The organism is Labrenzia sp. 011, assembly GCF_003075075.1.
In the GTDB taxonomy this organism is placed as follows: domain Bacteria; phylum Pseudomonadota; class Alphaproteobacteria; order Rhizobiales; family Stappiaceae; genus Roseibium.
Window position 1 is genome coordinate 73835 of record NZ_QCYM01000011.1, and the last position, 12297, is coordinate 86131.

At 62.4% G+C, this 12297-nt stretch carries 11 protein-coding genes and 1 tRNA gene; 9 read left to right on the forward strand and 3 right to left on the reverse strand.

From position 1 onward, the window contains the following. Positions 1-74 precede the first annotated feature (74 nt). Positions 75-674 carry a TetR/AcrR family transcriptional regulator gene (locus DCO57_RS13235; RefSeq protein ID WP_116699379.1) on the reverse strand — a complete coding sequence of 200 codons (600 nt, stop codon included), beginning with the start codon at positions 672-674 and terminating at the stop codon, positions 75-77. Between the two features lie 190 nt (positions 675-864). On the opposite strand from DCO57_RS13235, the gene DCO57_RS13240 reads away from it, so the two are divergent. Beyond that, the gene (locus tag DCO57_RS13240; protein WP_116699380.1) at positions 865-1428 is read left to right on the forward strand and encodes a carboxymuconolactone decarboxylase family protein; all 564 of its coding nucleotides are present in this window, start codon (positions 865-867) and stop codon (positions 1426-1428) included. Positions 1429-1566: 138 nt separating this feature from the next. Here the strand turns inward: DCO57_RS13240 and DCO57_RS13245 are convergent, their stop codons facing one another. Beyond that, positions 1567-3132, reverse strand: coding sequence for a CYTH and CHAD domain-containing protein (locus tag DCO57_RS13245; RefSeq protein WP_116699381.1), 1566 nt, complete (start codon positions 3130-3132; stop codon positions 1567-1569). A gap of 120 nt (positions 3133-3252) precedes the next feature. Further along, a complete protein-coding gene (locus tag DCO57_RS13250) occupies positions 3253-3783 on the reverse strand; it encodes a cupin domain-containing protein (protein WP_205756155.1) in 531 nt (176 codons plus the stop codon). Positions 3784-4054: 271 nt separating this feature from the next. Between DCO57_RS13250 and DCO57_RS13255 the strand changes: the two genes are divergently transcribed. The 8 genes from DCO57_RS13255 to DCO57_RS13290 all read left to right on the forward strand — a co-directional run bounded on the left by DCO57_RS13255 (position 4055) and on the right by DCO57_RS13290 (position 12285). After that, positions 4055-4139 (forward strand) — tRNA-Leu (locus tag DCO57_RS13255). A 242-nt stretch (positions 4140-4381) separates the two neighbouring features. Beyond that, complete coding sequence (locus tag DCO57_RS13260) at positions 4382-5734, forward strand: sigma-54 dependent transcriptional regulator (RefSeq protein ID WP_116699382.1); 1353 nt, start codon at positions 4382-4384, stop codon at positions 5732-5734. 3 nt (positions 5735-5737) lie between these two features. Then, the gene (locus DCO57_RS13265; protein WP_208977937.1) at positions 5738-7693 is read left to right on the forward strand and encodes a cache domain-containing protein; all 1956 of its coding nucleotides are present in this window, start codon (positions 5738-5740) and stop codon (positions 7691-7693) included. Positions 7694-7938: 245 nt separating this feature from the next. Further along, positions 7939-9660: an OFA family MFS transporter gene (locus DCO57_RS13270; protein ID WP_116699383.1), complete on the forward strand. Its 1722-nt coding sequence runs from the start codon at positions 7939-7941 to the stop codon at positions 9658-9660. A 136-nt stretch (positions 9661-9796) separates the two neighbouring features. Beyond that, positions 9797-10726, forward strand: coding sequence for a LysR family transcriptional regulator (locus DCO57_RS13275; RefSeq protein WP_116699384.1), 930 nt, complete (start codon positions 9797-9799; stop codon positions 10724-10726). Positions 10727-10891: 165 nt separating this feature from the next. Further along, positions 10892-11470 carry a YqaA family protein gene (locus DCO57_RS13280; protein ID WP_116699385.1) on the forward strand — a complete coding sequence of 193 codons (579 nt, stop codon included), beginning with the start codon at positions 10892-10894 and terminating at the stop codon, positions 11468-11470. A gap of 15 nt (positions 11471-11485) precedes the next feature. Then, positions 11486-12010: a disulfide bond formation protein B gene (locus DCO57_RS13285; RefSeq protein ID WP_116699386.1), complete on the forward strand. Its 525-nt coding sequence runs from the start codon at positions 11486-11488 to the stop codon at positions 12008-12010. Then, positions 12007-12285 carry a hypothetical protein gene (locus DCO57_RS13290; protein ID WP_116699387.1) on the forward strand — a complete coding sequence of 93 codons (279 nt, stop codon included), beginning with the start codon at positions 12007-12009 and terminating at the stop codon, positions 12283-12285. Before DCO57_RS13285 ends, DCO57_RS13290 begins: the two co-directional genes overlap by 4 nt. Positions 12286-12297 lie beyond the last annotated feature (12 nt).

Genomic DNA, 12297 nt, shown 5'->3' on the forward strand with positions numbered 1-12297 from the left:
GGGATTTGACAACGCAGTGGCGGTCCGGACTTCCGGCGGCAGGCCGTGCCTTTGCTGTTTCAATCCTGATGCGGTCAGCCGCCGTTCCCCAGCTCCTCCACCTCCTGCGCCATGTTTTCGGCCAGATCCTTCAGGCCGGCGGGGTCGCCGCCGAGATGCGCTTCCACTCTGAGGGCGGTGATATTGGCCTGGTACCGGCGGGCAAGGCGATCGGGATTGGCGTCGGGAGGGAGCTCGCCGTTGTCCCGGGCCTGGCGGAAGAAGCCGGCGAATTCGTCGCGCAGGGCCTCGAAATAGATCTGGGCCCTGTCGGAAATCGCACCGTCGTCGGCGGTGGTGTCCAGAAGGGTCTTGACGATCATGCAGGCGCGGCCGTGAGGCGGAGCGCCGGTCGTGTCGCCGTAGCTTCGCAGATGATCCGCCAGAGCGCCCAGAACGGTGGCGGCGCCGGCCATCTGGTCGCGCAAGGCCTGGCGGCTGCCGAGGAAATAGCGTTCCAGGCTTGCCAGGTAGAGCGCCTCCTTGCTCTTGAACGCGGCATAGATGCTGCCAGGCTTCATGGCCAGCGCAGCTTCCAGATCCTTCAGGGAGGTGGCGTGATAGCCCTTGCGCCAGAACAGGTCCTGTGCCGCGTCCAGCGCCTTTTCGCGGTCATAGGGTTGAGCTCGTGTCATGGGTAAAAAATAGGATCTTCCGTCCGGATTGTCTTGTCTCGAAATCGTGGTTTCGGCTCACATTTGAGTGAATGCTCAAATAATCGATTGAGCAATCGCTCAAAGTTACCTATCTGCTGATCGCAAGCCCGGCCGTCGCCGGACAATGTCACGGGCGCCTCCCAGGGCCAACCTCAAAGGATCGACACAGATGACCGACTTCACGCTTTACGACGAGACCAATGCTCCGGAAGACTCGCGGCCGCTGCTGGCCAAATCCAAGGCTGCCTACGGCATGGTGCCGGGCCTTCACGCGGTGATGGCCGAGGCGCCGGGCCTGCTGGAAGCCTATCAGCGCGTGCATGAACTGTTCGCGAATTCCAGCTTCGACAAGGATGAGCTGACCGTGGTCTGGCAGACCGTGAACGTGGAAAATGCCTGTCACTACTGCGTTCCGGCGCATACGGGCATTGCCAAGAGCATGAACGTGGACGACGCTATCACGGATGCGCTGCGCAATGAAACGGCGTTGCCGACGCCGCGCCTGGAAGCGCTGCGTGATTTCACCCTGAAACTGGTGCGCCAACAGGGCAACCTGTCGGACGCGGACGTGCAGGCCTTCCTTGATGCCGGTTTCACCCAGCGCAACATTCTGGAAGTGATCCTGGGCTACAGCCAGAAGATCATGTCCAACTACACCAACCACATCGCGCATACGCCGGTAGATGCGCCTTTCCGGAAATTTGCCTGGGAACCTGCCGACAAGGCCGCCTGATCGTCTGGTGTTCCGGGGCGGCCTTGTCGCTGCCCTGGAACGTCCGCCAAACCGGACAGATGCTGTCGGGTGCGGCGGAAGGGACCCGATGACCGCACGTGTCGCCGTCCGGGGGCTGGCCCAGGTTTCCCGAGGGCCCTAATTCCAGAACTTCGGGGTTTCCCGCGTGGCGTCCCAGTAGCCCCTGGCGTGCCGCCACATGGTCTGGCACTGGCATTCGTGCCAGCCGATTACGAAGCCGACAGCCTGATGAACAGCCCCGGCCTGCGGTCCGGAGGGGGGGCAGGTCTGGGGCAGCTTTTCCGCCATGGCCACGTCGTTCAGATAGCCGAAAATATCCTGCAGTTTCTTCATCCGCTTGAGGAACGGCCTGACCTTGTCGCGCGGATAGAGGCAGCCGAAGAATTCGATGCCGTAACGCATCTTCTTCATCGCCTTGCGCATTTCATGGCGTTCGGCAACGGACAGTTTTTCCAGCCGCTTGCCGTATTTGAGAACCTTCTTCCACTGCCGGGCGAGGGCCTTGTCGGCAAAGTCTCCGACCGGCTGCGCCAGTTGCGCCGTCTGGTCGAAATTCTCGGGGTCCAGCCAGCCCCGGCCTTCCGTGTAGGCGGCCAGATCCAGCAGAAAGCCGTTTACCTCGGCGGACTTCAGATGGTTCTGCAGGACGCGGCGGGTATCCTGGCCCCGGGTTGCTTTCAGGTGTTCCAGAAGTGCGTCGAAGGACAGGCTTTCCGGCGCCCTGGCTGCCAGAGGAGAGACGATTTCGTCGATCAGCACGTCAAGGTCCCGCAGGGCGCCGGCTTTGGCGGCAATCCCGCGCGCCATCGCGTCCAGGGGCCGCAAGGTCGCCGGATTGAGGACCGGTTTGAAGAGCCGGAAGGCGCTGCGCAGCCGCCGCAAGCCGATCCGAAGCTGGTGCGGCCCTTCCGGGTCGTTGGAGGCCAGCACCACCAGCCGGTTTTCGGCAATCTGGGTCAGGCAGGAGCGCAGGATATCGCGAAATGCGAGCTCGGTGCCGATCCCCGAGGGAAGGTCGACGGGCGCGGCAAAACAGGCGGTCGTTTCCGCCGCCGCAAGGCCTTCGGCGAACCGGTAGCCCCGTTCGGCCTTGCTGAAGGGGGAAAACCGGAAGGGAATGTCTCCGAGAAGCGCCTTGGCCGCTTCGAAGAGCGCCTGACCCGGACCGGATTTCAGCTCCATCTCCAGCTCGGTCAGCGGCTGGCTGCCGCTGCCGGCGAGAATATTGCCGCTGTCGAGGGCCAGTTCGATGCAGGCTCCGTCGCTTTCGCGGGTGAGCTGGCGGGTTGTCCGTTTCATCACCGTTTCGAAGCATTCGCCCAGAGAGGCATCGCCAATGGTGTCCGCCAGTTTTTTCCTGACGTCGGGATCCTCGATGACGGAAAAATCCAGTGCCCGGCCGCTGACCGGATGCTCGGCTTCCACGGCCGTGGACAGTCCGGCCATCACACCGGTGCCGATCTTCACCGTCTGCACCCAGCTGCGGCCGGTCTTGCGTACCCGCAGGGAAATCTTCGCCTTGCGCAGCGCCTGGTCCGGGGTGTCGAAATAGATCGACTGCAACGTCCTGGTCACCGCGCGTCCCGCGGTGAAGCCTTCGATGGAGCCTGCGCGTTTCAACGCGTCCTGGGCCATCGGATCCAGTTCGAGCTTGAGCTCGATTTCTCGTCCTGATTTGCTCATCCGGAATTTCTAGCCAAGCGGGAAGAACTTGTCCAGAAAAAGCGCACAATTTGCGCTTTTGTTCGCCACCTAAAGATTGCGGCCCCAATTTCGCAGCCGTGTTCCCGGTGAACCGGAAGGTCAGTTGAAAATGTTGCGCTGGATCTTGTTGAGCAACCGGCACAGCTTGTGAAGATAGGACGGGACGGGCTTCTGGTTGAAGGCAATCTTGCGGACATAGGACGGAACCTCCCAGTCTGCGGCGGAGCCGTCCGGGAACGACAGGGTCGCACCGGGCACCGCGTGATAGCGCACGCCGTTGTCGTCGGTGATGAACGCTTCACCTTCCAGGATAAGGATGGTTTCGTCGTAAAAATACTGCCAGCGGAACTTTCCCGAGGTGCAGGACCAGTGATCGACAAATGTCCAGTCGTCGCCGAACCGGGAAAGATTGGCGCAGCGCGCCTGCGGATCGCCTTCCAGGATCCAGTCAGGCTCGATGGGAGATGGCTTGAGGGCATCCTTGTTCAGAAAGGAAAAAGTGAACAGGGCGGTGTCCGGCACGGCGGAGATGTCCTGCGTCACGGGGGCCGGCTCTCCCGCCAGTGTCAACTCCGTAAGACGCGCTGCCGTGGCCGTTCTGGCGGTCATCGTTTTGTCGCGGAATACCATGGTCTGCCCTTTCCTCCATCACCCGTCCAATCTAGGAAACGGCATTTGACGGAGTCTTAAACCATCGGGACTTCTGATCGCCTATTGGTGGAAACTGCAAATTGTATCGACTCATGGTAAATATCGGGTTTTCTCAACCGCTAAAACTGTCGGGATCGCTGCCTGCGAAGCGGCCGGAAAAGCGGCTCGGCAGGATCCCCGGCGCCCGGTGACCACCGAACCGCTTGCATCGCTCAAATGCCCATGATAGGCACCCTTCCCGGTGCCGGTCGCCCCTCTGGCGGAACTGGTAGACGCGCGGGATTCAAAATCCCGTTCCTTCGGGAGTGCCGGTTCGATTCCGGCGGGGGGCACCAGTTTTCACCTTTATCTTCTTTTCTTCCGATGAATTCATGAGCTCGAGGCTCCTGGCAGCGCACAAGCGGGTCCCGTCCTGAAGCGCACGAAACGCGCCGGGCCGGAACGGCATTGTCGGCGGCGGCTACGCCATTTTCCTGTAAACGGCGCAGGGCTTTCCCCCGCAAGTCCAGCCTTGCAAATTTTTGCGTATTATTGCTAGGGTTTCCCGAGTGGGGAGACACAGGACAAGTGGTGGCAGATGGAGGGAGGATCAGGCGAACGAAGCAATCCGCTTGCCGCCGCAAGAATTCTTGTCGTTGATGACGAACCCGGCATGCGGCACTTCCTGGTCAAGACACTGCAACCGATCTGCCGGCATGTGGACGAGGCGCAGGACGTTCGTTCCGCCGAAGCCCTTCTGTCGTCTCATCAGTATGACGTGATGATTCTCGACAACATCATGCCGGGACAGAAGGGGCTCGAATGGCTGCAGGACCAGCGGGAGATCGGCGGCTTCACCGACACGATCCTGATCACGGCCTATGCCGATCTTCAGACGGCCATAGACGCCATGCGGGCCGGTGCGTCGGATTTCCTGATCAAGCCCTTCCGCTCCAACCAGGTTCTGAACGCGATACGCAAGTGCCTCGAGCTTTCCCGGCTGAAGCGCGAGAACTCTCTTCTCCGGCGCGAGCTGGATACCGTGGCAAGCGGCAATCGCCGCCGGGAACTGGTCGGAAAGTCCAGCGCGATTGTCGAAGTGCGGCGTCTGCTGGAACGGGTCGCGCCACTGACCACGCCCGTCCTGATTACCGGACCGTCCGGATCCGGAAAAGAGGTTGCGGCACGGCATATCCATAGTCATTCCGGACGCGGCGAGGCGCCCTTCGTGCCGATCCAGTGCGGTGCGATCCAGGCGGAGATGATCCAGTCCGAGTTGTTCGGCCATGGCGCAGGCGCCTTTCCGGGGGCGCAGTCCGGACGGGAAGGGCTGCTGGCCCAGGCCTCCGGCGGCACCGTCTTTCTCGATGACGTGAGCGAGTTGAACGCAAGCGCGCAGACAGCCTTTCTGCGCGTGCTGGAGGACGGCGTGATCCGGCCCCTGGGGACGGGGCGTGACGTGCAGCTCGATCTTCGCTTCGTCATTGCGTCGACGAAATCGCTGCAGGCGGAGGTCGAAGCGGGAAGGTTCCGCGAAGACCTGCTGTTTCGCGCCAATGTGGTCGAGCTGGAGATGCCGCCGCTGAAAGATCGCGGCACCGATGTGCTGGAGCTGGCAGACCTGTTCCAGGCCGAAATCTCGGTGGCATTGAACCTGCCAAAGGTGGAAATGTCCGCCGCCGCGCGCTCTGCCATGCTGCGCTACGACTGGCCGGGAAATATCCGGGAACTGCACAATTTCATCGAGCGGGCGCTGATCTTCGGGCGCTTTCCCCTGGAAACCCTGGGCAAGGTCGTCTCTGCCGATGAAATCGCGCCACTGGAGGATACCGAAAAGCGCGAGATCCTGCTGGCTCTCGAGGCCCTGGGAGGGAACCGCTCGGAAGCCGCGCGGCGTCTGGGCGTGTCGCGCAAGACCATCGACCGGAAATGCGCGGCCTGGGGTCTGTAGCTCATGTCGCGCCTTCACACCTTCATGCGCTCGGTCCGGGTGCGTCTGCTGGTCATAGCCTTGCTTCCGATGCTGGTCCTGTTGCCGGTGCTGCTGGGCGGCACGATTTGGCGCTGGTCAGGCAAGGTCGATGCCCTTCTGGTCAACAAGGTCACCGGGGATCTGACCATCGCCGATCAATATCTGGCGAAACTGATCGAGTCCTCCGGCGAACAGATTGATGCGATCGCCCGTTCGATCGATCTGCGCCGGGCGCTCGAGGCGGATGCCGGGGCTGATTTCCTCGCAGGGGAAGAAGAACGGCTCGGGCTGGATTTTCTTCGTATCGTGGAGGGCGGGGCCGAGGCCGCAGAGTGGCCGGTCGTCAGGAGCGCCCTGGAGGGGCGCTGGCAAAGTGCGATCGATATCTTCTCCCACGATGATCTCGACGCCCTGTCGCCGGACCTTGTCGCGCGGGCCGAGATCCCGCTCGTTCCGACGCAGGGTGCCGTCCCGACCGAACGCACCGTCGAGACGCGCGGCATGGTGATCCATTCCGCGGCGTCCGTGAGCATGCCGGACGGCACGCGGGCGGCATTGGTCGGAGGGGTGCTGCTGAACAGGAACCTCGACTTCATCGACACGATCAATGACCTGGTCTATCGCGAGCAGAGCCTGCCGGAGGGCAGTCAGGGCACGGCGACCCTGTTTCTGGAAGATGTGCGCATCTCGACCAACGTCCGCTTGTTCGAAAACGTCCGCGCGCTCGGAACGCGGGTGTCCGCGGAGGTGCGCGCCAAGGTGCTGCAGGAAGGGGAGATCTGGCTGGACCGGGCCTTTGTCGTGAATGACTGGTATATCTCCGCTTACGAGCCGATCCTCGACAGCTTCGGTGCGCCGGTCGGCATGCTCTATGTCGGCTTTCTCGAAACCCCCTTCAGCGCGGCCAAGCGCAATTCCGTCATAACCCTGACCGTCGCCTTCCTGCTGATCGCGCTGGCCTCGGTCCCGGTCTTTCTGCGCTGGGCCGGGCATATCTTTCGTCCGCTCGAAGGCATGATGCGCACCATCCGCAGGGTCGAAAGCGGTGACATGACCGCCCGCAACATGCCCTTCGAGGATGACGGGGAGATCACACAGGTCGCGCGGCATTTCGACAGCTTGCTGGATCTTCTCGAGGACCGTGACCGGCAGTTGCGGCAATGGGGCGAGGCGCTTGAGCACCGGGTCGAGGAGCGCACCAGCGAATTGCGGGCTGCCAACCAGCGCCTGGAAAAAACCACGGAGCGGCTGATCATCTCGGAAAAACTGGCGGCGGTGGGCGAAATCACCGCTTCCGTCGCACATGAGATCAACAATCCCGTGGCGGTGATCCAGGGCAATCTGGATCTGGCGCGCAGCAATCTGGGAGAGGCGGTGCGCCATGCGCAGGAGGAGTTCCGCCTGATCGACGATCAGGTCTATCGCATCAGCGTGATCGTTTCGAAACTGCTGCAATTTGCGCGCCCCGAAGAATATTCGGGGGCTGACAACCATATCGACCCGACCGAAGTCGCGCGGGACTGCCTCGTTCTGACCCACCACCAGATCGAGATTTCCGAGATTTCCTGCGAGGCGAACCTCAACAGCCGGGAAAAGGTTCACATGTCGCGGACCGAGCTGCAGCAGGTTTTCGTCAATCTCATCCTGAACGCGGTCCAGGCCATGCCCGAAGGCGGCGACCTGCGGATCGAGTCCCGCGACGAGGCGGGAGAGGTCGTCCTGACGTTCGAGGATACCGGGAGCGGCATCGCTCCGGACATACTGTCGCGAATCTTCGATCCCTTCTTCACAACCAAGCAGGCACAAGGCACGGGCCTGGGCCTGTCGATCAGCCGGCAGATCGTGAGTCGGGTCGGGGGGCATATTTCCGCCAGCTCCACCCTCGGCAAGGGGAGCTGCTTCCGCATAGGGCTGCCGGCCGTAAAAAAATCGGAATAGCTCGAACTGGACAAAATGTCCCGATACGGCGCGTGACCTGCCCGGCCTTCGGATAGAATGACGCAATCTGCCTGAAAATTGAGCATCCAGCCGGACAAAACTTCTTCTAAGTGTCTGATATACATAATAATTTAGTCTTGACAGCACAAGGTCTGCGCGGCCTTTTCTTGCCTTGCATGCGACTGCATGTCTCGGCCGGGCCCTTGGAGGGGGTCTTGCCGAGGGCATTCAAGGGAGGAGAAATCATGAGCAACGCTGCAAGCGGTGCGCTGGGGTTCCTGCACAAGAACCACATCGTTGCCGAACCCGGATTCAACCGGTGGCGTGTGCCGCCGGCATCCATTGCCATTCATCTGTGTATCGGTTCGGTCTATGCATGGTCGGTGTTCAATCCGGCGCTGACGCACCAGCTCGGCGTGGTGGCGCCCGCTGCCGCCGACTGGAGCCTGAGTTCCGTGGTCTGGATCTTTTCGGTGGCGATCGTGTTCCTTGGCCTGTCGGCCGCCTTCGCGGGCAAATGGCTGGAAGAAGTCGGCCCGCGCATGGTGGGTGTGGTCGCGGCGTGCTGCTGGGGCGGCGGCTTCATCATCGGTTCCTTCGGCATCGCCTCCCACCAGCTGTGGCTGATCTATCTCGGCTACGGGGTGCTCGGTGGCTGCGGACTGGGGCTTGGCTATGTGTCCCCCGTCTCGACGCTGATCCGGTGGTTTCCGGACCGACGGGGCATGGCGACCGGCATGGCAATCATGGGGTTCGGCGGCGGTGCGATGATCGCGGCTCCGGTCAAGGGCTGGCTGCTGAATCTTTACCAGAAGGCGCCGGAATATCTCGGTGCGCAGGACGCGGTCGCAACCGTGGTCGAAGGCGGCCGGGTGTTCGCCGAAACCGCTGCCGGGAAGGTCGAGGTGGTGCTCGCCACCGCGGCACAGGCGGCGCCCTTCGGCGGCGATGCCGGGGTCTATGTGGTCGGCACCGGCAACACCGGCGCGGCGCAGACCTTCCTGACGCTGGGTATCGTCTATTTCGTGGTGATGATCCTGGCATCTTTCCAGTATCGGGTACCGGCCGAAGGCTGGAAGCCGGCTGGCTGGGAGCCGAAGCCGGTGGCCTCGGGTCTTGTCACCCAGCAGAACGTGCATATCGATCAGGCGCTGAAGACGCCGCAGTTCTGGCAACTGTGGATCATGCTGTGCTTCAACGTGACCGCCGGGATCGGTGTGATCGGTGTGGCCAAGACCATGATGTCCGAGATTTTCGGGACCGTCATGCCGCTGGTGGTCACCGCAAGCTTCGCCTCGACCTATGTTCTGATGATCTCGGTCTTCAACATGGTCGGCCGGTTCTTCTGGGCCTCGGCCTCCGACTATATCGGGCGCAAGGCCACCTATATGTGCTTCTTCGTGCTGGGCACGGTCCTGTATCTGTCGATCCCCTATTTCGCCTCGGCCGTGGCCACCAACCCGGCGCTGATCTATCTGATCGGCTTCTATGCGGCGACCATGATCATCTTCTCCATGTATGGTGGAGGCTTCGCGGCCATTCCGGCCTATCTGGCGGACATGTTCGGCACCATGCATGTGGGCGGCATCCACGGCCGGCTGCTGACCGCCTGGTCGACCGCCGGGGTTCTGGGGCCGCTCGCCATCACCTCGCTTCGGCAACTGTCGGTGACCAACGCGATCAACGATCTGGCGAGCCGGGTCGATCCGGCCGCCTTCGCCGAGAAGTTCGGGGCGCCGCTCGGCCAGCTCGATCAGCTGGTGGCGGCCAAGACGGTGACCATCGCCAAGCTGATGGAGATCGCACCGGCGGGGACAATCGATCCGACGCCGAGCCTCTACAACACCACCATGTACTGCATGGCGGCGCTGCTGGTGGTTGCCTTCTTCGCCAACCTGCTGATGCGCCCGGTCAAGGAGCATCACCATCACGACGAAGCGGCGCTCAGGGCCGTTCCCGTGGAGTAGCGCTACCGGAGGGGCGCCGTCACGGGCGCCCCTTCACCCCATTTCGGATTGGCCGCTGTTACATCAAAGGCGGTCAAACGGGTTCCTATCAGCTGCGATTGGTATTAATCCGCTCTCACGACAGGGGAATTCGATCATGCTCGACAAACTGGAAATGTTCATCGCGCTTGCCAAGGAAGGCCATTTTGGGCGCGCCGCCGAGCGTTTGAACATCGCGCAGCCGACCTTGTCGGCCGGTATCAAGCAGCTTGAGGAACAGCTTGGCGTTCAGCTCGTGCATCGCGGCTCGCGGTTCGGGGGACTGACGCCCGAGGGGCAGACGACGCTCACATGGGCCAAGCGCATCACCTGCGACGCACGGCAGCTTCGGGACGAAATGCGCTCGAGCCAACGGGGGCTGTCCGGCGAAGTCCGCCTGGCCGTGATCCCGACCGCGCAGACATGGGCGGGCCGGCTTTGTTCCGCCTTTGCGCAACGCCATCCCAATGTCCGCTTCACGATCCTGTCGCGAACCTCGCGCGAAATCCTGCAAATGCTCGAGGATTTCGAGGCCGATGCCGGGATTTCCTACCTTGCAAACGAACCGCTGGGCCGGGTCGAAACGGCCGAGCTCTATGACGAAAGCTATCTCCTTGTCTGCGCGCGATCCTCTCCTTTCGCAAAAAGGGCGAGCATTGCCTGGTCCGATCTGGCAGATCAGCCGCTGGCCCTTCTGACGCCGGACATGCAGAACCGCCGGATCATCAACCAGCTGTTCGAACAGGTCGGCGTTCCCCTGGATACCTGTATCGAGTCCAATTCGATCATCGCCCTGGTCGCCAGCGTGGCCTCGGGACATTGCATCACGGTTCTGCCCGCGGATATCGCGAACTTTCTGTCCGGTGGCAAGGATCTCGCGCTGATACCCCTGGAAAGCGCGGCGCAGCAGCAAACGGTCGGTCTGATCATGCCGCATCGAGTTCCCCGCACGCCGGTTCTGTCGGCGCTGCTGAAGGCGGCGCGCAGCGGTTCGGCCGCCGGGTATGCCGACGTGCGCAGCCCCGGAATACGAGGGGTGGCCATCTAATACCAAACGCGGTCAAATGGGTCCCTATCAACTGCGGTTGGTATAAACCGCGGCTGTTGCCACATCCGGCCGATTGACCTGTCCCGAGGCCCGGTTTCAGGTGACCTGACGCTTTCCCGAATTCTCCGGATGACTTTTTCCGCCGCTGCCGCTATGGGAAGCGCCATGATCAGACGTCTTTATGACTGGACCCTGTCCCTTGCCGCCGGGCCGCGCGCGCCTGTCGCGCTGGGCGCGGTGTCCTTTATCGAAAGCTCGGTGTTTCCGATCCCGCCCGATATCCTGCTGATCCCGATGGTGATCGCGCGGCGGGAGAAGGCCTGGTGGTATGCCGCCCTGTGCACCCTGATGTCGGTTCTCGGCGGCATTCTGGGCTATCTGATCGGCATGTTCCTGTTCGAGCAGGTAGCGGTGCCGGTGCTGACCTTCTACGGCAAGATGGGCTTCGTCGAGGAGTTCAAGCAGATCTATCACCAATACGGCTGGTGGTTCGTCTTCATCGCCGGGCTGACGCCGTTTCCCTACAAGGTGATCACGATCGCTTCCGGTGCGCTCGGCCTGGCCCTGCCGGTGTTCGTCGCCGCCAGCATCGTGTCGCGCGGCATCCGGTTCTTCGCCGTTGCCGGTCTGCTGTATCTGTTCGGACCGCCCATCAAGACCTTCATCGAAAAGCGCCTCGGTCTCATGTTCACCATATTCGTGGTGCTGCTGATCGGTGGATTTGTCCTGCTGCGCTATATCTGATCTACGGGAGATGTGATGACTGACGAGCGGATGGCAAGATATCTGACCGGCCTGCTGCTGATCGGCGGCCTTGCCGCCATCGCGACGGCCTGGGGCTTTCAGCTTCTTGGCGGATATGTGCCCTGCAAACTGTGCCTGGAACAACGGATTCCCTATTATGTCGGCCTGCCGGCGGCGGCCCTTGCGCTGGTGCTGATGCTCCGGGGCCGGGACGGGCTGGCGCTGCTTCTCCTGCTGGCGGTTGCGGCGGTATTCGCCTATGGCGCAGGTCTTGGGATCTATCAGGCGGGGGCCGAATGGCAGTTCTGGGCGGGGCCCAGCGATTGCGGCGGCGGCAGTGCCGCGCCGGCCTCGGCGGCCAACATGCTGCAGGCGCTGCAGACCACCCGGGTGGTGAGCTGCACGGAAGCCAGCTGGCGGATGCTCGGCCTGTCCTTCGCGGGCTGGAACGCGGTGGCCTCCGGCGGCCTTGCCGTGCTGGCCCTGATTTCGGCCGCCCTGTTGAAACGGCGCGGCAACACGGTAAGTGTAGGGGCATGAGCGAAACCAGACCCCCGAACGGCGGAAACCCGAAGGACAAGCAGCGTCAGGAGGCGCTCCGGGCGCTCGATCGGGTCGAGGCGGAAAGCGAGACCATCGTCGGGTCGACATTCGTGCGCATGGCCGATCGGGCCAGGAGCCACATGAGTGCCGGTGACAAGGACGAGGACGACCGGGTCGAGGTGTGGGGCACACGGATCGGCCGCAGTCTCGGGCTCGTTTTCGCGATAGGGCTGGCGATTTACCTGTTCGTCACTTACGTGTTAGCCCCTTAGAGACGAATTCGT

Bases quoted from the DNA above. Each gene is read 5' to 3' on its own strand.
- DCO57_RS13235 (WP_116699379.1), bottom strand. From the start codon at position 674: ATGACACGAGCTCAACCCTATGACCGCGAAAAGGCGCTGGACGCGGCA.
- DCO57_RS13240 (WP_116699380.1), top strand. From the start codon at position 865: ATGACCGACTTCACGCTTTACGACGAGACCAATGCTCCGGAAGACTCG.
- DCO57_RS13245 (WP_116699381.1), bottom strand. From the start codon at position 3,132: ATGAGCAAATCAGGACGAGAAATCGAGCTCAAGCTCGAACTGGATCCG.
- DCO57_RS13250 (WP_205756155.1), bottom strand. From the start codon at position 3,783: ATGGTATTCCGCGACAAAACGATGACCGCCAGAACGGCCACGGCAGCG.
- DCO57_RS13260 (WP_116699382.1), top strand. From the start codon at position 4,382: ATGGAGGGAGGATCAGGCGAACGAAGCAATCCGCTTGCCGCCGCAAGA.
- DCO57_RS13265 (WP_208977937.1), top strand. From the start codon at position 5,738: ATGTCGCGCCTTCACACCTTCATGCGCTCGGTCCGGGTGCGTCTGCTG.
- DCO57_RS13270 (WP_116699383.1), top strand. From the start codon at position 7,939: ATGAGCAACGCTGCAAGCGGTGCGCTGGGGTTCCTGCACAAGAACCAC.
- DCO57_RS13275 (WP_116699384.1), top strand. From the start codon at position 9,797: ATGCTCGACAAACTGGAAATGTTCATCGCGCTTGCCAAGGAAGGCCAT.
- DCO57_RS13280 (WP_116699385.1), top strand. From the start codon at position 10,892: ATGATCAGACGTCTTTATGACTGGACCCTGTCCCTTGCCGCCGGGCCG.
- DCO57_RS13285 (WP_116699386.1), top strand. From the start codon at position 11,486: ATGACTGACGAGCGGATGGCAAGATATCTGACCGGCCTGCTGCTGATC.
- DCO57_RS13290 (WP_116699387.1), top strand. From the start codon at position 12,007: ATGAGCGAAACCAGACCCCCGAACGGCGGAAACCCGAAGGACAAGCAG.